This is a genomic window from Paenibacillus sp. MAH-35, assembly GCF_058135425.1.
Window position 1 is genome coordinate 1 of record NZ_JBYUPU010000006.1, and the last position, 21,699, is coordinate 21,699.

Here is a 21,699-nt window from a genome sequence, read left to right on the forward strand (position 1 = left end):
ACCGCCGCCTCCCGAGCTATCGGGTAAGAGGAGCGCTGGTGGCTGGACCTAAAGGGGAGCTGTCCTGAACGTGCTCGGCCTGACACAGGAGCGTCCCGATTACGAAACGAAAGGACCTCGGCTTCCACGGTAAAGTGGAGGATGAGGTCCTTTTTATTGAGAAAAATCGGTTCTTTAGGTTGAGCGCAAAAAAACGGAAAAATTGTGGAGACAGTCCCTGAACCTACTTAAGCCTCGATCTACACAAGTGCCGCAGGCTGGGGAATTTCCTTCAGAATCGCCTTCGCCACGTTGCGCGCACTTCCGAAAGCGCGTTCCGCCAGTTCTCCTTTGCCTACGCAGCCGTCCCCGCAAAAATAAAACGGCACATTTTCGATCCGGTTGGGCAGCAGTGAATTCGTGGCGATGTTTTTTACGCTGGCGACCATCGCTTTTTTGGATACGCGCTTCACGGCGATCGCTTCGCGCCAGCCCGGGTAATGTTTGTCGAACAGCTGCTCCATCTGGACGGTGCGCTGCTCGAGATATTGCTTGCGGAGCTCGTCGCTCTCGAACTCGTCGCTCAGATAGGCGATCCCCTGAAGAAGCTGGCCGCCTTCCGGTACGAGCGTATGGTCGGTGGCGGAAACGTCGCTGATGAACAGCTTGTTGTTCATGTCGCTGATGTAGGAGAACGGCCGTGCCACCACCCGGCTCAGACCGACGTCGTACACCATCACTTCCGTCGCGGTATTCGTCTCGTACGGGGAGAGGAACGGCTCCCAGGCGGTTCCTTTGAGCAGCTTGATCACCTGCTGCACCGGCATGGCGAAGACGATCCGGTCGAACGCGAGCTCCCTCGTTTTGGATTTGAGGACGAACTTCTTATCCTCGTACCGGATGCCGTCGATCCCTTCCTGCAAGGTGATTTCCCACTGGCCGGACGCTTCGATTTTCTCTTTCAGCTGATTCGTAATGACCGCCCAGCTGCCGAGCACGTAATTCACCGGCCGGGAAGAGAGGAACAGGTTCTGGTAATAGTCGGCGATAACCGGTCCCGGTACTTTGCGCGCATCTTCCGGAGTGATGAAAAAGTTCGAGCAGACGAGATGCTCCCACAGCTCTTTGACATCTTCAGCGGCGTCGGAATCGGCGAGGAAGTCGCCCAGCGTCTGATAGTTTTTCATCTGATGGATATTCGCGATAATCGCTGTTATTTCGCCGACGAACCGTACTTTCTGCATCGTGCTGAGCAGCTCGGTTTTCATCAGGTTGACGAAATCGAGCGGAGCCGGCGTAATCTGGTCGTGCTTCTCGTACATCACCTTCCGTTTATCGACCTGCTTGCTGCTGAACGACAAGCCCAGCTCCTTCTCCAAGGTCGTCAGCTTGTGCCGGTCGATCCCGTAGATCGCATGCGCCCCGTAGTTCAGCGTGAAGCCCGCTTTCTCGTAGGTGAACGCGCGTCCGCCGAGCTGGGGGCTGCGCTCGAACAGTACGCCTTCGATTCCGGATTCCTCGGACAAATAAGCGGCGGCAGTCAAACCTGCCAGTCCGCCTCCGATTACTGCCACTTTCATAGGTGAATCCTCCTTTTGTTTCGGAGCGACGGACAGAGGCTCCACCCGGGCGTCCGACCGCAGCCCGGCCCACAGCAGGGCGAACTCGGTGCGGATCAGCTGCTCCAGGTCGTCTCCTTCGCTCATACACCATTTCGTTACGATCCCGGTGTAAGCGCTGATCAGCAGAGCCGCCTTGTCCGGATCGGGCAGCCAGCGCAGCAACGCGTCGTACAGTTTCTCCGTCTGTTCCCGTTGATTCCGGTTGATTTTGTCGTTTTGCAGGGCGAGCGCGGTCATGCTGCGCATCAGGCGGGGGGAGGCGCTAATGCCTGCCGCCAGATCGAGGAACAGCCGGTTAATGTGGCTCTCCAGCGATTGCACCTGCGCCGGGGAGCGGCGCAGCCAGGTGGCGATCACCGCTCTTTGCCGCTCGCCGACTTCGGCGATAATATCTTCTTTATTGTTGAAATAGTGGTAAAACGTGCCCTTTGACGTGTGAGTAGCTGCGATGATGTCATCGACGGTTACATTTTCGTAACCTTTTTCCATAAACAGCCGAAGCGCCGTTTCGATGACCAAGTCGCGTTTCTTGAGAGTGGAGGCGCGCATTATGTTCACGATATCACCCTCTGAGACCAGTATAGCTCCATTGTAACTTATATTAGACCGGCAGTCTATCCGGGATTAGACTATTAGTCTAATTGGGCTTTTCCGGTCGAAATTCAGCCTTTTTCGGCTTGGGTCGGGCGTTATTTTTGCGAGTTTTTCCCCGAGAACCGCGACATTTTGCAGCTTTTGTTTTTTTGTCACGATATGGACGGATTTTTGGAGGGAAATTAGACCTTTAGTAATAATAAGTTTCGGACGTTGTAGACACGAGCGCGGCCGGAGCCGTATGCAGGCGGTTCGGATGTATGGGGAGCTTAATGGAGCAGTTGGACTTGCTGTTGTTGATGCTGTCGTGTTGATGGGCTGTTGTGATGATGTTGTTGTTATTGTTGTTGCAATGTTGTGCTTATTTGCAGATTAATTACATGTTTTTGAGTTTAATTTGTTGTATTACATTGCGTTTTCTATTGACGATATCCATTTCACGGCGTTATGATGGGAGCGACAACATGGGGATAGGAGGGAACGGGGATTTCCATTGCGCTCGGATTGGTGCTGACTTCGGGATTTACGCATGCCGTCTGGAACTTATTTACGAAATCGAGTATTAACAAAAGCGCTTTTTTGTGGGCGATTCATATCGGGTCGTTCGTGCTGCTGCTGCCTTTTTTCATCGTGGAGCTAAGCGAAGCCCATATCCCGCTTCGCGGATACGCTTTTATGGTGCTGTCCATGCTGTTTCAGTGCGGGTACTTTCTCCTGCTCCCGCTCGCTTACTCCAAGGGGGATATGTCCCAGGTATACCCGCTCATGCGCGGAATCGGAGCGCTGCTCGTTCCGGTTGCCGGAGTGACGATATTCGGCGAATCGTTGACGCTGGCCGGATGGCTCGGGATCGGCTGTATCGTGTTCGGGCTGTTTGCGATCGGAAGCGGTTCCTTGTCGGTTACCAGGCTGCGGCATCTATGGCCTGCGGCGGCGGTCGGGTTGTGCATCACCGGATATGTGTCCACCGATAAAGTGGTGCTGGAATACATATCCCCCCTCGCGCTGATCGAATTATGCAACATTGCGTATATCGGGCTTTTGACGCCGCTTGCTTTGCGCAAAGGCAGGCTGCGGACGGAGTGGAGGGCGAACCGCTGGAGAATTGTTGCCGGCACCTTTTTGTCTCCGGGCTCGTACTTGCTGTTTTTGCTGGCCGTGAAGCTCGCTCCGTTGTCGCATCTCGCTCCGATCCGGGAGATGGGAACCGTGTTCGGAACGATACTCGGCATATTCATTCTGAAGGAGCAGCAGGGAAGCAGACGTATCGCCATGTCTGTCGTCATAACGGCCGGTGTAGTGTCCATCGGGCTGTGGGGCGGTTCGTAGGCGGATCAGATTACGGGAGGGGATGGATCATGATTGCCAAAAGAGTGATCGTTATCGGATGGGACGGTGCGGGCAATTTTGTGCGCGAAGCAAGGACGCCGAATTTGGACCGGCTGATCGCAAGAGGGGCTTGTACTTACGAGGCGCAGGCGGTTATGCCGACCATTAGCGCGCAATGCTGGGGTTCCATGCTGCACGGAGTCTGCCCTCTCAAGCACGGACTCGACAACGGAATCGCGGCAAGCCGCGCGTATCCGGAGCAGTCCCCTTATCCGTCCGTATTCCGAGCGGTGAGGGAAGCGAGACCGGCTGGCGAGCTGGCTTCTTATGTATGCTGGAAGCCGATCAATAACGGGATTATTGAACAATCGGCCGGCGTCCGGTTCGTAAGTCTGGGCGACGATGAGCTTGCCGAAGCGGCGGCTGCGCATATCCGCGAATGTTCCGGCCTGGACCTGATGTTCATCCAGTTCGATGCTCCAGACATAGCCGGTCACAAAGACGGATACGGCACGGCCGGACAAATGCAGGCCATCGCGGAAACCGACGGCCGGACCGGCAAGGTGATCGAGGCGGTGGCGGCCCGGGGATGGACGGAAGAGACGTTGTTCATCGTGCTGTCCGATCACGGCGGCGGGGGAGAGCGTCCGGACAGTCACGGAAGCAGCCACCCGCTGGACCAAACGATATTTTGGGCATGTGCGGGGCCGGGCGTCCGTGCGGGATCTGCGGTCCCGGACAGCTTGACGATTACCGATACGGCTGCCGTTATCGTTCACGCGCTTGGCCTTGAAGCACCGTCCCAATGGGAAGCGAAGCTTCCGGAAGGGCTGTTTTCCGGCACAGCTTGAGCGAAGCTTTGCCGCCGCTTGAACGGAACCATCCGGCCATGGGTGAATATCATGGTTGGTATGGAGGTGCTGGAAGATGCATAAGCACGAAGCACAGGCGTTATGCCGGGAGCATATGCACCGGTATGTGCGGATTCAGGTGGCGGACGGGGGCACTGTGGACGGGATTATCGAGTTTGTAGACGAGGAATACGTTTATATGGTCGTTCCGGTAAGGCCGGGCGACGAGGCCAACGACCGGCGAGGATATTTTCCGTATGTTCCGGGAGGGTTTTACCCGCCTTATTTTAATCCGTACTACCCGGGCGGACGATTCCGCAGAGTCGTTCTGCCGCTTGCGGCACTGCTCGCCTTGTCGCTGCTTCCTTTCTATTGAAAAAGGCGTAAAATGATAGATACAGGGGTCTTCTCCCGCAAGCGCGGAGGCGGCCCTGTTTTTTTGCCGGTCGTCATGCGGAAGGAAAGGGCGCCGAATGCGAAGAATAAGGATAAGGGTACAGGCCGCGAAGCGGATACCGGAGCGTTACAGGCCGGCAATGTCATTTCCCTGAGAAAGGATCGATGATCGCGATGATGAACGGGTCGCCTTATCCCGGAAGAATAGGAAAGCTCCGGCAGCTGCTGGAGCAAGTGCAAGCCGATGCGGTGATCGTGACGTCGGCCGCCAATCTGTTTTATTTTACCGGTGTCTGGATTGAAGCGCATGAGCGGCTGACCGCGTTGGTCGTCCGCCGTAAGGAAGACGCATTCCTGATTGCGCCCGATCTGCACCGGGGCGAGCTCGGTTCGCTTGGGATGGAGACACTGTTTTGGCGGGACGGCGTAGACGCATCCGCGCTGCTGGCCGGGGGGATTGCTCATGCGGGCGTTGTCGGCATCGATGACAGCTGGCCCAGCGGCCATCTGCTCCGGTTGATGAGCCACCGGCCTCGTGTCAACTGGCGCAGCGGGACGGAGATGACCGGCAGGCTCCGGATGGTGAAAGACCGCGGAGAGCTGGAGCTGATCCGCAAATCGGCAGCTGTCGCCAACCGCGTTATGGAGTCGTTCCAGACTTATCTTCGTGTCGGCAGCAGCGAGGAGAAGCTGCTGGACGAGCTGCAGGAACTGTGGCGCCGCGAAGGGATTCGGGAGCTGTCGTTCAATCCGACGGTGGCGTCCGGCGCGAACGGCGCCAATCCGCACCACGCACCGGGAACGGTCGTTGTGCGCGAAGGCGACTTCGTAATCGTGGACACCGGAGGGAAGCTGGACCGCTACTGCTCCGATATGACCCGGACGTTTGCCGTGGGCGGTGAGCCTTCAGCTGAGCAGAGGGATGTGTACGAGCTCGTGAAGGAAGCCCATTTGGCCGGTCTGCGGGCGGTTCGTCCCGGAGTGACGCTGTCCGAGATCGACCGTACGGTCCGCGCGGTCATTGAGGAAGGTGGTTATGGCCCGTATTTTATTCACCGGACCGGTCACGGGTTGGGCATTGACGTGCATGAAGAGCCGAGCGTGCAGACGGGGAACGGGCTGCCGGTAGAAGCAGGCATGGTGTTCAGCATAGAACCCGGCATTTATTTGCCCGGCAAATTCGGTGTGCGGATCGAAGATATTGTAATCGTAACAGACGACGGAGGCGAATCGGTGAATGCTTCCGTTTCCAAAGAGCTAACCGTGGTATAATGGATAACCCGGGAGAATTGCCTCCCGGACAGTTGTGGAATGCAAATTGCGGGAGTCGCCTGAATCGGGGCGGCTCCTATTTCTGTTCGTCCGGGTTTGCCGAGTCACGCTGCGACCGAGGGTGGGCATATAGTATTGCAGGCGGCCGATTTCGCATGAGAGCGAAACGCCGGCACGGAGGTGTCAGTCGTCATGGAACGATTGATGAGGAATACGCTGCTGTATTTATCCAGAAACCGTTTGGCCCACCGTACGGCTAAACGGTTCGGGCTTCGGCTCGGGGCAAGCCGATTTGTCGCCGGAGTCACGGTCTCCGAGGCAATCCGGGCCGTCTCCGGATTAAACGAAGCCGGCATCGAAGGGACGCTCGATCATTTGGGCGAGTACGTGGAGACGAAGGAGGCGGCGGCGGAAGCGGCGGAAGCGTGCCTTCATACGCTGGATGAGATCGAAAAGGCCGGAATACGCTGCAATTTGTCTGTTAAGCTGACCCAGCTCGGATTGGACTTCTCGGCTGGCGATTGCCGGAGCCATATGAGGCGGATTGTCGGCCGGGCGGCGGAGTACGGCAGCTTCGTCCGGATCGATATGGAGGATTATGCCCATAACGAACCGGCGATCGAGCTGTTTCAGTCGCTTCATAACGAATTCGGCGGGGCGGTGGGGCTTGTTCTTCAAGCCTACTTGTACAAAAGCGAGGCGGACTTGGATCGGTTAGCCGATTTTGCGCCGAATGTGAGATTGGTGAAAGGCGCTTACAAAGAGCCTGCCGAGGTCGCATATCCGGATAAGTCCGATGTGGACCGGAACTTCATCCGTCTGATCAAGAAACAGTTGCGAAACGGCCATTATGCCGCTGTCGCGACACATGACGACCGGATCATCGATTCCGTCATCCGTTTTGCTGAGGAGAGCGGCATGCCCCGTTCCGGTTTCGAATTTCAAATGTTGTACGGCATCCGCCCCCAGCGCCAGCGGGAGCTTGCCGGTCTGGGCTACAAGATGCGCGTGTACGTCCCGTTCGGCCGGGACTGGTACGGCTATTTCATGCGGCGGCTGGCCGAGCGTCCGGCGAACGTGCGCTTCGTCTTGAAATCGATGTTCAAATCTTGAATTCGCGGTCAGGAGGTTCGTGTACATGAACAGAAACGAATTCCGGAACGAGCCGTTCACCGACTTCTCGCTCCCGGCGAATGCCGACGCTATGCGGCAGGCTTTGCGTCTCGCGGCGGGCCAATTGGGCCGGACTTATCCGCTCGTCATAGACGGGGAGTCCGTATACACGGGACGAGTCGCCGCTTCCATCGACCCGGGCTCGTTAAGCCGGACGATCGGTCTCGTGGCGCAGGCGGACGTTGCCGCCGCCGGTAAGGCGATGGCCGCGGCGAAACGCGCATTCGACACATGGCGCTTCGTCGCTCCGGACGTCCGGGCCGGCTATCTATTCAAAGCGGCCGCTCTCATGCGCAGACGCAAGTTCGAGTATGCGGCCTGGCTCGTGTACGAAGTCGGCAAAAACTGGAGCGAAGCCGACGCGGACGTTGCCGAGGCGATCGATTTTCTCGAATTTTACGGGCGCGAAGCAATCCGGCTCGGGGCTCCCCAGCCGCTTACTCCGGTTGCCGGAGAGGACAACCGGCTGACCTACATCCCGCTAGGGGTCGGCGTCGTCATCTCGCCCTGGAATTTCCCGCTGGCGATTATGGCGGGCATGACCGCGGCGGCAATCGTATCCGGGAATACCGTCCTGCTGAAGCCGGCCTCGACCTCTCCGGTCATCGCCGCCAAATTCGCCGGGCTGCTGGCGGAGACGGGCCTGCCTGCCGGAGTGCTGAACTTCGTGCCGGGAGCGGGATCGGAGATCGGCGATTATGTGGTCGATCATCCACTTACGCGGTTCGTCTCCTTCACCGGCTCCCGCGATGTCGGCTTGCGCATTCATAAGCGGCTGGGAGTTACCCATCCGGGCCAGCTGTGGATCAAGCGGTTCATCGCGGAGATGGGCGGCAAGGACGCGGTTGTCGTGGACAGCTCGGCCGATCAGGAAGAAGCGGCGGCGGCGATCGTGCAGTCGGCATTCGGCTATCAGGGGCAGAAATGCTCCGCAGGCTCGCGCGCCATCCTGCACCGGGACGTATACGACGAGGTGCTGAAGCGGGTCATAGCCAAGACGGAAGCGCTCCGGGTCGGTCCGCCGGAGCATAATGCGGACATCGGTCCTGTCATCGACAGCAAGGCGTATCATAAAATATTGGACTATATCGAGATCGGCAAAGGGGAAGGGCGGCTCGCTGCGGGAGGATGCAAAGCGGAGGGAGACGGATACTATATCGCTCCTACGGTTTTCGCCGACGTCGCAGAGGACGCGCGCATCATGCACGAAGAAATATTCGGTCCCGTGCTTGCCGTATGCAAGGCGGAATCGTTCGAGCACGCGGTCGACATATTCAACAATACGGAATACGGATTAACCGGCGCCGTATTCTCGAACGACCGGGGGCATCTGGAATACGCCCGGGACCGGATGCACTGCGGCAACCTGTATTTCAACCGCAAATGCACGGGAGCGCTCGTCGGCGTTCATCCGTTCGGGGGCTTTCATATGTCGGGGACCGACTCGAAGGCGGGAGGCCGCGATTATTTGCTGCTCTTCACCCAGGCGAAAGTCGTCTCCGAACGGTGGTAGCCCGTATAGGGCTAAAGGGTGGCCCTCCGGCAATACTATTCGCCGGGGGGAAAATTGTTTCCCCCTCTCATCAAAGCGGCTTCCGTATAAAACTGTTTCTCTAGACCCACTCGATTGTCGTCTGGTACGATGGGTTCATGTTTTTTCGGCAGGTTGGCAATCGGAGGGAGCAGGCATGGACGGGTACGCAGATTTGAAGCAAGGGGAAAAAGGAGCCTGGGTCAGCATCGCGGCTTACATCCTGCTGTCCGTTTTCAAGGTGGGCGCAGGGTTTTATTTCGCATCGGAAGCGTTAACGGCGGACGGTATGAACAATATGTCCGACGTGTTCGTATCGGTCGCCGTCCTGATCGGGCTGAGGATCGCCCAAAAGCCGCCGGATACCGACCATCCGTACGGGCATTTCAAAGCGGAAACGATCGCCGCGCTGATCGCTTCTGTCGTGATGGCCGGCGTAGCGGTGAACGTGCTGTGGGGGGCGATGCAGTCGCTGTTCGCCGGCGAACGGCCCGCACCGGATCTGAAGGCCGGCTGGATCGCGATCGCCGCTGCGATCGCCATGTACGCCGTCTATATGTACAACCGCAAACTTGCCGAGAAATTGGACAGCCAGGCGCTGCATGCGGCGGCCCACGACAACCGATCGGACGCTTTCGTCAGCATCGGAGCGGCGGTCGGCATATTCGGCTCGCAGCTCGGCCTCCCCTGGCTCGATCCGCTTGCCGCAGTGGCGGTTTCCATCGTCATCGGCAAGACGGCGTGGGACATCTTCAAGTCTTCCACCCATGCGCTGACGGACGGCTTCGAGGAAGACAAGCTGGACGGACTGCGTGCGACGATCGGCCGCACGCCCGGAGTGACGTATACGAAAGATATTCGCGCCCGCGTGTACGGCAGCTGGGTGCTGCTGGACGTGATCGTCGAGGTCGATCCGAATCTGAATGTGATCGAGAGCCATGGCATTAGCGAACATATCGAGAAAAGACTGAAAGCCAAACATAAGATTATGGAAGTTCACGTCCATATCGAGCCGGGAGACGTTCCGGAACGAACCCCTTAAGGCTTCCTTGCCCGCGCGTTTGCCGGAGTTTGCCGGACGGACAGCGGGCAAAGCCGCGCCGGGCCCGGCGCCGAGCAACATTTCCTGCACGAGCCTTCGTTTTCTGGTATCATGAAGAGGACAATTGAAACCTACCAGGAGGGAGTCTCCACTTTAATGACGACGATTACGTATACCGGCATCCACGATATTCATGCCGTGGTTGATTATTTTATGGCGAACGACGAGATGATGGTGAACAATCCGGTTTTTGCCGAGGCATCGAATGTAAGCATTTTGAAGCAAAGTTTGCATAGTCTGCTGTCCAGAGTCGAACATGAGAAAGATTTCCATGATCTGCTCAACTATAAAAATCTGGTCTTTAACCAGCTTGTCCATTACTGCGATTCGATCGAATCGATCGAAGGGCTGAAGGACGATCTGCACGAGCTGCTCGTCCACCGCATCTACACCGGGTCCGAGCTTAAAATTCTGGCTTGGATCTACAAGCAGTCGTACGGCGCAGACGCCGACATGAGCAATCCGGAGGGCAGCTCGCCGCAAGGATTTCTCCGTTATTTGAAGATGAACTGCAAACCGGAAGTAACCGCGCACTTTATCGGTCTGGGGATGCAGCAATATATCCGCACCAAATATCCGGAAGAGCAATTTTACCAAAATGAGAATACGTTCGCCGGATGTTACAACTATATAACCGAGCTCGTTCTGGAGACGGAGGAGCTGGAGAAGCTGGTGAAGACGGTGCAGGAGCAGCAGGAAGAGCTCGTCTGGCTTCGCGATGAACTGATCGCCTCCGAGGAGCAGCTCCAGAAAGCGCCTGACGACGAAGAGCTCAAGCAGCGCCAGCAGAAGCTGATCGTCGATTTTATGACCGAGCGGCTGGAGATGGAATATTTGTCGCAAGTGATTATCCGTTTATTCTAACGTGAAAATGGAGTGTTGGAGATGGATGACTGCATTTTTTGTAAAATCGTCAAGGGAGAAATCCCGTCCCGCAAAGTGTTTGAGAACGACCGCGTACTCGCTTTTCACGACATACAGCCGCTTGCGCCGGCCCACGTGCTCGTCATCCCCAAGAAGCATATCGCTTCGATGAACGAAGCGCAGGAGGAGGACGCAGCCGTCCTGGGCGAGCTGCTGCTTACGGCCAAGCAGGTAGCCGGCGATCTGGGCATCGCCGAATCGGGGTACCGGCTCGTAAACAATGTCGGGCCCGACAGCGGTCAGCTCGTGTATCATATCCATGTGCACGTGCTCGGCGGCGAGCAGCTTGGCGGCTTAAACGTCAAGGCTTGAGGCGGCTGCCGAAGGGGTTCAGGGCGGTAGGTTGACACCCCCTTTCCGTTTCAATTATAATGTAGTTTGATAAACAGTGTTTTCGTCTTGGACGGTCTGTTCGGAGGGAGGGAAAACTAGTGTCCGAAACTCGAGTTCGCAAAAATGAAACCATAGATGCTGCACTTCGTCGCTTTAAGCGTTCCATTGCGAAAGACGGTGTCTTGGCGGAAGTCAAAAAGCGCAAACACTATGAGAAGCCTAGCGTTAAGCGCAAGAAGAAGTCGGAGGCTGCTCGTAAGAGAAAGTTCTAGGAGGATCTCATGAGCTTAAGCGAACAGTTGAACGAAGATATGAAGCGAGCCATGAAGAATCAGGACAAGTTCTCACTATCCGTCATCCGAATGATTCGATCGGCGATTAAAAACGTTGAGATAGATCAAAAGAAGACGTTGGACGACAACGAAGTACTTGATATTCTGAATCGCGAGATCAAACAACGCAAAGACTCCCTCCAGGAATTCGAAAAGGCGGGCCGGGACGATCTCGCCGAGACTTTGAAGAAAGAACTTGAAGTCATTGCCGTATATATGCCGGAGCAATTAACCGAGGAAGAGATTAAAACTGTCGTATCGCAGACGATCCAGGAAACTGGAGTCTCTTCCAAAGCGGAATTAGGCAAATTGATGAGCGCGCTGATGCCTAAGGTGAAGGGTCGTGCCGACGGCCGACTCGTTAACCAGATCGTTCAGCAGCTTCTTTCTCAGTGAAGGCCGATATGTTCCGACACCGTACTACCGACAAAAACAACACTCCATGCGGGGTGTTTTTTTGTTGGGTGCAAGATCGTCTGGATCATTATGAACATTTATTGAAACATTCTTTCTCCGCTTACGTAGAACATACTTAAAGTGCGTGTTCAAAAAGTCCAGTTTTCAGCACCGAGAAGATTGGATGAAGCTGGGAAATGAGGAGCGGAGCGTAGTGGGCACTACGTGAGCACCGGAAGTTCCGGCTGAATTCCATATTCGATGTCGAGCAGGCTTCCTGATCTGCTTCGTGATCAAAAGTGGACTTTATGAACAACCTCTTAAAGAGGAAATAGGATGGATGGCGGCGCTCCGGTTCCCCCCGGTTGAGGTCCGTCATGAAGGAGGAGCTATGAGAAATGTTGTTCATGGACCTCGGTTGAAGTTGTTGACGTATGTGCTGCTCGCCGTCGTCCTGGCCGGTGCGGTGATGCTTGGGGTAGGGGTACAGCTCGCCAGCAAGACCGCCCAGGCGGCTCAAGCGGACGAAGTATCGCCGGGGAAGCTCGTGTATGTCGTACCTGTTCAGCAGACGGTTGAAAGCGGCTTGTACAGCTTCCTGGAGCGGGCGTTCGAGGATGCCCGGGAGGCTCGCGCCGAGTTGATCGTGCTCGATATCGACACGCTTGGAGGACGCCTCGATTCGGCCGAGCAAATCGGCATGCTGATCCGGGAAAGCCCGGTTCCGACTACCGCGTTCGTACACGGCCGTGCCGTATCCGCCGGCAGCTATATCGCCTTGAACGACGGCAGCATCCTGATGAGTCCCGGCAGCACGATCGGCTCAGCCGCTGTCGTAGATCTTGGAGGCAACGAGATCGAGAGCGCCAAGATCGTATCGCACTGGTCCAGCGAGATGCGGGCGGCGGCCGAGCTGAGAGGGCGCAATCCGGAGATCGCCGAAGGCATGGTCGACAAAAACGGGATCACCGAAATGCCGCAAATCGGCCGGACGGTCGGCAAAGGCGAGATCGTATCGTTGACTGCGGACGAAGCGCTCAAAGTCGGGTATGCGGATCAAATCGTATCGTCCGTGGAGGAAGCGATTGCGAGTAAAGGGCTGACGGGCGCTACGGTCATAACGTTCGAGCCGAGCTTCGCCGAGAAGCTGGCGCGGATTCTCGTTCATCCGGTCGTGATGACCGTGCTTCTGATCGTCGGCATTGCCGGTGTGGTGATCGAGCTGCTGATTCCGGGCTTCGGCATTCCGGGGATACTCGGCATCAGCGGATTCGGGCTTTATTTTTTCGGTCACTATGTGGCCGGATTTGCGGGAGGGGAAGATATCGTGCTGTTCATCGCGGGCGTCTTGCTGCTTCTTATCGAAATCTTTGTTCCCAGCTTTGGCATTCTCGGTATATTGGGCATCCTATCGATCATCAGCGGTGTCGTGCTGGCGGCCTTCGATACCGGCAACGCCCTGCTGTCTCTCGGCATCGCTTCCGCGCTCTCCGCGATCGTGATTTTCATCGTGGTGAAAATATTCAAGCGGTACGGCATCTGGAACAAGTTCATTTTGCGCGACGAGATGAAGACAGAGCAGGGCTACGTCTCGCACACCTCGAAAGACCATCTGTTCGGGGCGGTCGGCACGTCGCTGACCCCGCTTCGCCCGGCTGGTACGGCGGAATTTTTTAATGAGAGAATTGACGTCGTCACGGCAGGCGAGTTTATCGAAGCGAACCGTCCGGTCAAGGTAGTCAAGGTTGAAGGCGGCGTCGTAACCGTCCAGCAAATGTAACAGCGTGCTAATCTGGCACGTCCAACTATTATCAGGGAGGTAGTCCGATACATGGAGCCGTCTTACATTTTCATTTTGCTTATCGTTGCCCTATCGATTATCGTACTGTCCGTATTTTTCAGCTTTTTCCCGGTCATGCTGTGGATTTCGGCGCTGGCGTCCGGCGTTCGTATCGGGATATTTACCCTGGTGGCGATGCGTCTCCGCCGGGTTATCCCGAGCCGGATCGTCAACCCGCTGATCAAGGCTCATAAGGCGGGATTGCCGATTTCGAATAACCAGTTGGAGAGCCACTACTTGGCTGGAGGTAACGTAGACCGCGTAGTTAACGCGCTGATCGCCGCCCAGCGGGCACAAATTCCGCTGTCGTTCGAACGGGCGGCCGCGATCGACCTGGCCGGCCGGGATGTGCTGCAGGCGGTACAGATGAGCGTTAACCCGAAAGTAATCGAAACCCCGATGGTATCTGCGGTAGCGAAGGACGGGATCGAGGTCAAAGTGCGGGCGCGGGTAACGGTGCGTGCCGACATCGACCGGCTCGTGGGCGGCGCCGGCGAAGAAACGGTCATCGCCCGGATCGGCGAAGGCATCGTTACATCCGTCGGTTCGAGCGATACGCACAAGCAGGTGCTGGAAAACCCGGACATGATCTCCCGTACCGTTCTCGGCAAAGGACTCGACGCCGGTACTGCCTTCCAAATCTTGTCGATCGATATTGCGGATGTGGATATCGGTAAAAACATCGGCGCGCATCTTCAGACCGAGCAGGCGGAAGCGGATAAGCGGATCGCCCAGGCGAAAGCCGAGGAGCGCCGCGCTATGGCCGTCGCCCAGGAGCAGGAGATGAAAGCACGCGTCGTAGAGATGCGCGCCCGCGTGGTCGAATCCGAGTCGCAGGTGCCGCTGGCGATGTCCGAAGCGCTCCGGGAAGGCAAGATGGGCGTGATGGACTACATGAACTTGCGCAATATCGAGTCGGATACGCAGATGCGATCTTCGTTCGGCAAGATGGGACAGCCGGACAAAAACGATAAGGATCACGTGTGATGGAACGGCTGCTGGAGTTCATATCCGCCAATTTGGGACTGGTAATCTTCGTCGCAGGTATTGCGCTGACGTTTCTGGCCAGGCTTCGCAAAGAGGGCGGGAACGGGCAGAACGGCCGCAGACGGCCCAAGTCCAACCCGATGATGCCTTCGTTCGGAGGAGACTCGAGCCGCACGGACCGCCGCTGGCCGGCGCCGTCCTACCCGCAGCCGGAGACATCCGCTCCGGCCGAACGCCCGCAGGCGCGTCCGGCGGAGCGGGCAGACGGACGTACCGACTTGACGGCCCCGCTCTCCGTCGCAGCGTCCGGAATGGGAGATTCTCCGGTATCCGGAACGGGACGGGGGCCGTCCGCCGCTCCCGGTGAGGGGATAGAGCCGGAGCTGTCCCCGAGTGAGGCGATGCGGGGCATGATGTGGGCGGAAATTTTAGGACCTCCGCGTGCCAAGAAACCGTTCGGCGCGAAAAACCGCTAAAGGGAGGAAACCAAATAAAGATGAAACGATACGGATGGATTCGTAGCAGCATCGCGGCGGTGGCGGTGCTGCTTTTTTTCACCGGCTGTCAGCGGGAAGAGGCCGGCACGAACCGCGATGCAGGGAATCCGGTTCAAGCCGGACAGGACGGCTCCGGCCACCGGGGCGCTGCGGAGGCAGTTCCTTACGGAGAGCCGGAAATCGTCGCCGACAAGCTGAATGTGCCGTGGGATCTCGCTTTTGCCCCGGACGGCCGGATGTTCTTCACCGAGCGGCCGGGGACGATCCGGGTTATCGAGGACGGCAAGCTTCTTGCGGAACCGGTATTCGCCTTTAGCGGGCAGCCGTTCGTCAGCACAGGCGAAAGCGGACTGCTCGGCCTGACGCTGGACCCGGACTTTGCCGCAAACGGTTACATATACACCTACCATTCTTACGAAATGAACGGAATCAAAAACCGGGTGCTCCGTCTCGTGCTGGAAGGGAACAAGGCGAAGCTCGACCGCGTCCTGCTCGCCGACATTCCCGGGCAGCGCAACCATGACGGCGGGCGAATCCGTTTCGGACCGGACGGGCTGCTGTACGTGACGACCGGAGACGCCGAGGAGCGGGAGTTGTCGCAGACTCCGGGCAGTCTGGCAGGCAAAATACTCCGCATCCGCTCCGACGGCACGATTCCGGCGGACAATCCCGATCCGAAATCGCCGGTGTACAGCTATGGCCATCGCAATCCGCAAGGATTGGCATGGCAGCCGGGGAGCAGGCGGCTGTTCAGCTCGGAGCACGGGCAGACGTCCAAGGACGAGATCAACATCATCGAGAAGGGCGCCAACTACGGCTGGCCGCTTATCGAGGGTGATGCGAAGGAGGCGAAGCAGCCGCTGCCGGCAGGAACCGTCCTGAGAACGCCTCTGCTCCATTCTGGGGCGTCCGTGACCTGGGCCCCGTCCGGAATGACCTTTATTGCCAACGGACCGTGGAAGGGCCGGCTGCTGGTCGCCGGGCTGCGGGGCGAGCAAGTGCTGAAGCTGACGCTCGAAGGCGCGGACCCGGTTCGCGTCACCGGGCAAGAGTCGCTGTGGAAGGGGCAGTTCGGGAGAATCCGGAACGTGACCGAAGGGCCGGACGGGTCGCTGTACCTGCTGACCAACAACCGGGACGGACGCGGAACGCCGGCTGCAAGCGACGATCGGATTATACGCTTCAAGCCGAAATGATTCGGCTTGCAGGAAGAGCTTCATCGCGGCTTTACTGTCGCGGTGAGGCTTTTTTTTGAATTTCGCAGCCATCACCTAGCGGAAGCATGACTTCCGTAATTCCTGCATCATACATTACTTTCACGCTATAGCGGAAGGTTGGTTTCCTTTATTTTGGACTATTAAAGGGGTAAAGACGATTACGCTGAAAATAACGGAACAAAATGTTCCGCTAAAAGTCAATTTCCTGCTGCGAACAACAGATAGCGGAAGGTAAACTTCCGATTAATTCACGGGCTGTATGGAAGCGGGCAGGCATGCACTCAAAAACCATAAAACAAAAGCACTTCTCATTGTATCGATCAACTGTAGGTGGAAATTTGCCTATACGACGACCGAAGACATGGAGAAGTGCTTTTTATTGCGGCAAAGTGACGGCAGGGGCCGTCAAACGGTCTTTTTTGCCCTTTTCCCGCATATGGTGGTAGAAGCTACGGTTATAAGGCAAGGAGGACCGCGCGACATGCTGCCATGGAACCGGCGACTGAGCAAACTAACAGCCAAACTGCTCGACCTCCCTCAGGACGTCGTGCTGGATATTCCCCGATTCACGATGATCGGCAACCGACAGCTGTATATCGAGAACCATCGTGGCGTTCTCCATTTTTCCAGCGAAGTGCTTAAGCTTGGCTTGACCCAGGGGCAACTGGAAATACGCGGCAAGCAGCTGGTGATCAGAGCGATCTTACCGGAAGAAGTGTTCATAGAAGGGGTCATCACCGACATCCGGTATTCGGAATAGCCCCTTGCGGGCGTATCGTGTACAAGCCGTTGTGAAGGAGGAGCAGAACGTGAAAACTACGTTATTCAACCGGGTGCGGGGATATGTATGTGTCGAGCTGCGGGGTCCCCGGATGGAGAAAGTGCTGAACACGCTGATCGACAGCCGGTTCGCTATCTGGGATATCCGTTACACGGATCAGGAGACGGCGGAGCTGTATATCGTCATCCGCGATTTTTTCAGGCTTCGCCCGATTTTGAAGGAATCGGGCATGAAGCTGCACGTGAAAGGCCGGCACGGGTTTCCTTTCGTGCTGGACAAGCTCGGGCGGCGAAAAATGTTTCTTGTCGGCATTGTCTGCTTTTTCCTCGCGATCTACACGCTGTCCATGCTTGTCTGGCAAGTGGAGGTGGAAGGCAACGAGAAGCTGAGCAGGGCTGAGATCGTCCAGGCGGCGAAAGAGCACGGCATATACCGGTTTCAATGGAAGTTCCGGCTCGAAGACCCGGACATGCTGTCCCACAGGCTGCAAAACCGGCTGCCCGGCACCGCTTGGGTAGGCGTGGAGGTGCAGGGGACGCATATTCGGATCAAGGTGGTGGAATCGTCGCGTCCCGATCCGCGCGAGCTGATGAGTCCGCGCCATCTCGTTGCGTCCAAAAACGCGCTGGTCACTCAAATATTGGCCGAAAAAGGAAAGCCGTTGGTGAAGCCCAACACAAACGTAAGCAAGGGCGATATTCTGATCTCGGGCATTATCGGAGACGAGTCCAATCAGCAAACCGTCGTCGCCCAAGGGACGGTTCGAGGGATCGTCTGGACCGAGGCGTCCGTAGAAATCCCTCTGGTGCTGACCCGCAAAGTATATACCGGGGAGACGAAGACGCGCTCCTATCTGGTGATCGGCAGCAGGGCGCTGCAGGTGAGCGGTTACGGCGATTTGCCGTTCGCCCAGTTCGAATCGATACCGGACCGTCGGACGGTGCAATGGCGCAATTGGAAGCTGCCGTTCGGCTGGCTGAAGGAGACGCTGCTGGAATCGCACGTCGAGGAAGTTCAGCTGGAGCCCGAGGAGGCGAAAGCGATCGCGCTCGAGCGGGCTCGGACCGAGGTTGTATCAGCGGCCGGAGAAGGCGCCGTATACAAGAGCGAAAAGATTATTTTGCATGAAAAGTCGGACAATGGTAAAGTTTATATGAAAGTGCTTTTCGAGATCGAACAGCCGATCACCGTCGAGCAGCCGATCGTTCCATGACCGGCCGGCGGCAGCGGCGCAGAGGAACCCGCATTCGACTACGACGACAAAGGGACTGAGGCTTTTTTGAATCAAGCGACACATTTGAAAATCACACTCAAAAATGCAGCGGAAGGGCTTGCATTGCTGGGACCGCAGGACAAGTTCATCCAGCTGATCGAACGTGAAACGGAAGCGAAAATCAATACTCGCGAAGCGGAGCTCGTCATCCAGGGGGCGCCAGCCGAACTGAAGTGGCTGGAGCAGCTGTTCGACGTGCTGCTTCAATTAATCCGCAACAATTATCCGCTTACCGAGAGGGACATTCTGTACGCAATCGAGCTCGCCAAAGAGTTGAAGGCCGACCAGCTGCTCGATCTGTTCAAAGGGGAAATCGCTTCGACCTACCGCGGCAAGCCGATCCGGGTCAAGACGATCGGCCAGCGCCACTATGTCTCGACGATCCGCAAGCGGGACATCGTGTTCGGCATCGGACCTGCGGGTACGGGCAAGACGTATTTGGCCGTCGTGCTCGCCGTCGTCGCGCTGAAGGAAGCTCAGGTCAAGCGTATCGTGCTGACCCGCCCGGCGGTGGAAGCGGGAGAGAGCCTCGGCTTTTTGCCTGGAGACCTCCAGGAAAAGGTTGACCCCTATTTGCGACCGTTGTATGATGCACTTAACGACGTGCTAGGACCCGAGCAGGTGGCCAAGTCGCTGGAGCGCGGGCTGATCGAGATCGCGCCGCTCGCCTATATGCGCGGGAGAACTCTGGACGATTCATTCATCATTTTGGATGAGGCGCAGAACACGACGCCGGAGCAGATGAAGATGTTTTTGACCCGCCTCGGATTCGGTTCTAAAATGGTGATCACCGGCGACAAGACGCAGATCGATTTGCCGAGAGGCAAAAATTCCGGCCTTGTCGAGGCGGAACGTATCCTGAAGTCGATCGAGGAGATCGGAATCGTCTATTTCGCCGACCAGGACGTAGTCCGCCATTCGCTCGTACAGAAAATTATCGTCGCGTATCAGCAGGAAGATATGAACATAAAGGGCTGACCCTGATTTTAGTCCTGACCATAAAGAAAGGACTGAACGAGAGTGGTTCAAAACCAGCGGAATTCCAACGACGGACAACCATCGATCCGGCCTGGCGGCTGGAAGACCAGCTTCGGGATCCGTCTTCTGCTGTTCGTATTGCTGGGATTGTTGTTTTACATAGCGGTTGATTCGAGAGTGATCCCGCAGACGTTTAATGTCCAGCTTGGAGCAGTCAGCGAGAAGACGATCTACGCCACGGAACAGTACCAGAACGCAATCGAAACCGAAAAGGTCAAGGAAGAAGCAGCAAGACGGGTGCAGCCCGTCTATTCCATTTTGTCGATGAAAAACGAACAGCTGGTCGAGGCGATCATCGCCAAGCTGCGGCAAATCAACGCCGACGATCAGTTGGCGGCGGCAGACAAGGTTAATGTGTTCCGTTCGGTGTTTCCGACGATGTACAACGACCATGCCGAGATGCTGTACGGCTCGATCAAGTCCAGCGACCCGGCCAACGAACCGCTGCTTAACGAAGTGAAGGCCGCGCTGCGCGACCAGCAGTACCGGATTCCCGAGGAAGTGTACTTCAAGCTGCCGAGGTTGTCCAAGGAAGATCTCGACGCGATGGAGCCGGTAGCGATCGACGTAGTCGGCAGACTGATGAGCGACCAGCTGCTCAACGCGCAGACGGCGCGCGCCCGGGTCGCGGAACTGGTTAACACGTCTACGCTTACCAAAAATACGACCCGCGAGATGGTTCAGGAAATCGCCAGATTCGTCATCACTCCGAACAAATTCGCCAACCAGAAGGGGACCGAAGAGGAGCGGGCGAAGGCGCGGGAAAATACGAAGCCGGTCTACATCAACAAGGGCGACGTGCTGATTCACAAAGGCGAGCTGGTGACGGAGGAAACGTACGAACGGCTGAAAGCGATGGATCTGCTTAAGGAAAAGGTCAGCTATTTGCCTCAGCTGGGGCTGATTGTGCTGAGCGGGCTGCTCGTGCTGTCCTTGTTCATGTTTATCCGCCAAAGCGAACAGCCGATTCGGACAGGCAACGTCCAGCTGCTGATGCTCGTCCTTATTTATGTCTTGAACGTAGCCGGGATGAAGATTGTCGCGCTCGGGCAAAACCTCGAATATTCGAATATCGGTTATTTGGCGCCGGTCGCTTTGGGCGCCATGCTGATCACGATTTTGATCGGGATGCCGATCGCTTTGATTTCATCGGTCATTTTCGCTATCCTGGCGAGCATTATATACAACCAGGGAAGCGTATCGCTGTTCGATTTCCGATACGGGCTGCCGGCGCTGGTCGTATGTCTGACTTCGATTTTCGCGATCCAGCGGGCGCACCAGCGGGCGTCGATACTCAAGGCAGGCATTATGGTGTCGCTGTTCGGATCGATCACGATCGTGGCTCTTATTTTTCTCGACAATATTTATTCGCGCACCGAGATTATACTGGCCTTTGCTTTCTCCGTTTCGTCCGGGCTGCTGACGGCGGTGCTTGTCATCGGTCTGATGCCGTTCTTCGAGGTGGCGTTCAGCATCTTGTCGCCGCTGAAGCTCGTCGAGCTGTCGAACCCGAATCATCCGCTGCTGCGCAAGCTGCTGACGGAGACGCCGGGCACGTACCACCACAGCGTAATGGTCGGCAATCTGTCGGAGGCGGCGGCCGAGTCGGTCGGAGCGAACGGTTTGCTTTGCCGGGTAGGCTCGTATTACCATGATATAGGCAAAACGAAAAGACCCAGCTATTTTATCGAAAACCAGACGAACATTGAAAACCCTCACGATTCTATCGAGCCTTCCTTGAGCAAATCGATCATCGTCGCTCACGCCCGCGACGGAGTCGAGATGCTGAAGGAGCATAACATGCCGAAGCCGATCCGCGATATTGCCGAGCAGCATCACGGAACGACGCTGCTGAAGTTTTTTTACTTCAAGGCCAAGAAGCTGCAGCAGGAAGGCGAAGAGCCGATTCCCGAGGAGGAATACCGCTACCCGGGTCCGAAGGCGCAGTCGAAGGAAGCGGCGATCATCGGCATCGCCGACGGCGTGGAAGCGGCCGTACGGTCGTTGCGCAATCCTTCGATCGAACAGATCGATACGATGGTGCGTAAAATTATAAAGGAACGTCTGGACGACGGCCAATTCAACGAGTGCGACTTGACGCTCAAAGATTTGGAGACGATCGCGAAGACGTTGAACGAAACGCTGCTGGGCATCTTTCACTCCCGGATCGAATATCCGGCGGACACCCCGGCGGCAAGCACAGATGCCAAGGAAGCGAAACAAGCGTAAGGA

At 56.8% G+C, this 21,699-nt stretch carries 20 protein-coding genes; 19 read left to right on the forward strand and 1 reads right to left on the reverse strand.

Annotated elements, in window-relative coordinates; all coding sequences use genetic code 11:
• Positions 1 to 239 precede the first annotated feature (239 nt).
• On the reverse strand, positions 240 to 2,150 hold the full coding sequence (locus AC3Y2E_RS07980) for an FAD-dependent oxidoreductase (protein ID WP_379209445.1): 1,911 nt from the start codon (positions 2,148 to 2,150) through the stop codon (positions 240 to 242).
• 552 nt (positions 2,151 to 2,702) lie between these two features.
• On the opposite strand from AC3Y2E_RS07980, the gene AC3Y2E_RS07985 reads away from it, so the two are divergent.
• The 19 genes from AC3Y2E_RS07985 (at position 2,703) to AC3Y2E_RS08075 (ending at position 21,696) form a co-directional block, all read left to right on the forward strand.
• Complete coding sequence (locus tag AC3Y2E_RS07985; RefSeq protein WP_379208950.1) at positions 2,703 to 3,524, forward strand: SMR family transporter; 822 nt, start codon at positions 2,703 to 2,705, stop codon at positions 3,522 to 3,524.
• A 29-nt stretch (positions 3,525 to 3,553) separates the two neighbouring features.
• Complete coding sequence (locus AC3Y2E_RS07990) at positions 3,554 to 4,375, forward strand: alkaline phosphatase family protein (RefSeq protein ID WP_379208953.1); 822 nt, start codon at positions 3,554 to 3,556, stop codon at positions 4,373 to 4,375.
• A gap of 76 nt (positions 4,376 to 4,451) precedes the next feature.
• A complete protein-coding gene (locus AC3Y2E_RS07995) occupies positions 4,452 to 4,751 on the forward strand; it encodes a hypothetical protein (RefSeq protein WP_379208955.1) in 300 nt (99 codons plus the stop codon).
• Positions 4,752 to 4,936: 185 nt separating this feature from the next.
• A complete protein-coding gene (locus AC3Y2E_RS08000; RefSeq protein ID WP_379208957.1) occupies positions 4,937 to 6,043 on the forward strand; it encodes a M24 family metallopeptidase in 1,107 nt (368 codons plus the stop codon).
• A gap of 192 nt (positions 6,044 to 6,235) precedes the next feature.
• Positions 6,236 to 7,156, forward strand: coding sequence for a proline dehydrogenase family protein (locus tag AC3Y2E_RS08005; RefSeq protein ID WP_379208960.1), 921 nt, complete (start codon positions 6,236 to 6,238; stop codon positions 7,154 to 7,156).
• A gap of 25 nt (positions 7,157 to 7,181) precedes the next feature.
• Positions 7,182 to 8,729 (forward strand): L-glutamate gamma-semialdehyde dehydrogenase, encoded by a 1,548-nt coding sequence (gene pruA, locus AC3Y2E_RS08010; RefSeq protein ID WP_379208962.1) that lies wholly within the window; start codon positions 7,182 to 7,184, stop codon positions 8,727 to 8,729.
• Positions 8,730 to 8,904: 175 nt separating this feature from the next.
• Positions 8,905 to 9,789: a cation diffusion facilitator family transporter gene (locus tag AC3Y2E_RS08015; protein ID WP_379208965.1), complete on the forward strand. Its 885-nt coding sequence runs from the start codon at positions 8,905 to 8,907 to the stop codon at positions 9,787 to 9,789.
• A gap of 156 nt (positions 9,790 to 9,945) precedes the next feature.
• Positions 9,946 to 10,713 carry a hypothetical protein gene (locus AC3Y2E_RS08020; RefSeq protein ID WP_379208967.1) on the forward strand — a complete coding sequence of 256 codons (768 nt, stop codon included), beginning with the start codon at positions 9,946 to 9,948 and terminating at the stop codon, positions 10,711 to 10,713.
• 21 nt (positions 10,714 to 10,734) lie between these two features.
• Positions 10,735 to 11,085, forward strand: a complete 351-nt coding sequence (locus AC3Y2E_RS08025) for a histidine triad nucleotide-binding protein (RefSeq protein WP_190926020.1) — start codon at positions 10,735 to 10,737, stop codon at positions 11,083 to 11,085.
• Positions 11,086 to 11,204: 119 nt separating this feature from the next.
• Positions 11,205 to 11,378, forward strand: a complete 174-nt coding sequence (gene rpsU, locus AC3Y2E_RS08030) for a 30S ribosomal protein S21 (RefSeq protein WP_010491812.1) — start codon at positions 11,205 to 11,207, stop codon at positions 11,376 to 11,378.
• Between the two features lie 9 nt (positions 11,379 to 11,387).
• The gene (locus tag AC3Y2E_RS08035) at positions 11,388 to 11,834 is read left to right on the forward strand and encodes a GatB/YqeY domain-containing protein (RefSeq protein WP_190926022.1); all 447 of its coding nucleotides are present in this window, start codon (positions 11,388 to 11,390) and stop codon (positions 11,832 to 11,834) included.
• 391 nt (positions 11,835 to 12,225) lie between these two features.
• A complete protein-coding gene (locus AC3Y2E_RS08040) occupies positions 12,226 to 13,614 on the forward strand; it encodes an NfeD family protein (RefSeq protein ID WP_379208970.1) in 1,389 nt (462 codons plus the stop codon).
• A gap of 51 nt (positions 13,615 to 13,665) precedes the next feature.
• Entirely contained in the window at positions 13,666 to 14,661 is a 996-nt protein-coding gene (gene floA, locus AC3Y2E_RS08045) for a flotillin-like protein FloA (protein ID WP_379208972.1), read from the forward strand.
• Positions 14,661 to 15,137, forward strand: a complete 477-nt coding sequence (locus AC3Y2E_RS08050) for a hypothetical protein (RefSeq protein WP_379208974.1) — start codon at positions 14,661 to 14,663, stop codon at positions 15,135 to 15,137. The genes floA and AC3Y2E_RS08050 overlap by 1 nt, the downstream gene beginning before the upstream one ends.
• Before the next feature lie 20 nt (positions 15,138 to 15,157).
• The gene (locus AC3Y2E_RS08055) at positions 15,158 to 16,354 is read left to right on the forward strand and encodes a PQQ-dependent sugar dehydrogenase (protein ID WP_379208976.1); all 1,197 of its coding nucleotides are present in this window, start codon (positions 15,158 to 15,160) and stop codon (positions 16,352 to 16,354) included.
• 502 nt (positions 16,355 to 16,856) lie between these two features.
• Entirely contained in the window at positions 16,857 to 17,135 is a 279-nt protein-coding gene (gene yqfC / locus AC3Y2E_RS08060; RefSeq protein ID WP_190926032.1) for a sporulation protein YqfC, read from the forward strand.
• Positions 17,136 to 17,184: 49 nt separating this feature from the next.
• Complete coding sequence (gene yqfD / locus AC3Y2E_RS08065; protein WP_379208979.1) at positions 17,185 to 18,369, forward strand: sporulation protein YqfD; 1,185 nt, start codon at positions 17,185 to 17,187, stop codon at positions 18,367 to 18,369.
• A gap of 66 nt (positions 18,370 to 18,435) precedes the next feature.
• Positions 18,436 to 19,407 (forward strand): PhoH family protein, encoded by a 972-nt coding sequence (locus AC3Y2E_RS08070; protein ID WP_379208981.1) that lies wholly within the window; start codon positions 18,436 to 18,438, stop codon positions 19,405 to 19,407.
• A 42-nt stretch (positions 19,408 to 19,449) separates the two neighbouring features.
• The gene (locus AC3Y2E_RS08075; RefSeq protein ID WP_379208983.1) at positions 19,450 to 21,696 is read left to right on the forward strand and encodes an HD family phosphohydrolase; all 2,247 of its coding nucleotides are present in this window, start codon (positions 19,450 to 19,452) and stop codon (positions 21,694 to 21,696) included.
• Positions 21,697 to 21,699 lie beyond the last annotated feature (3 nt).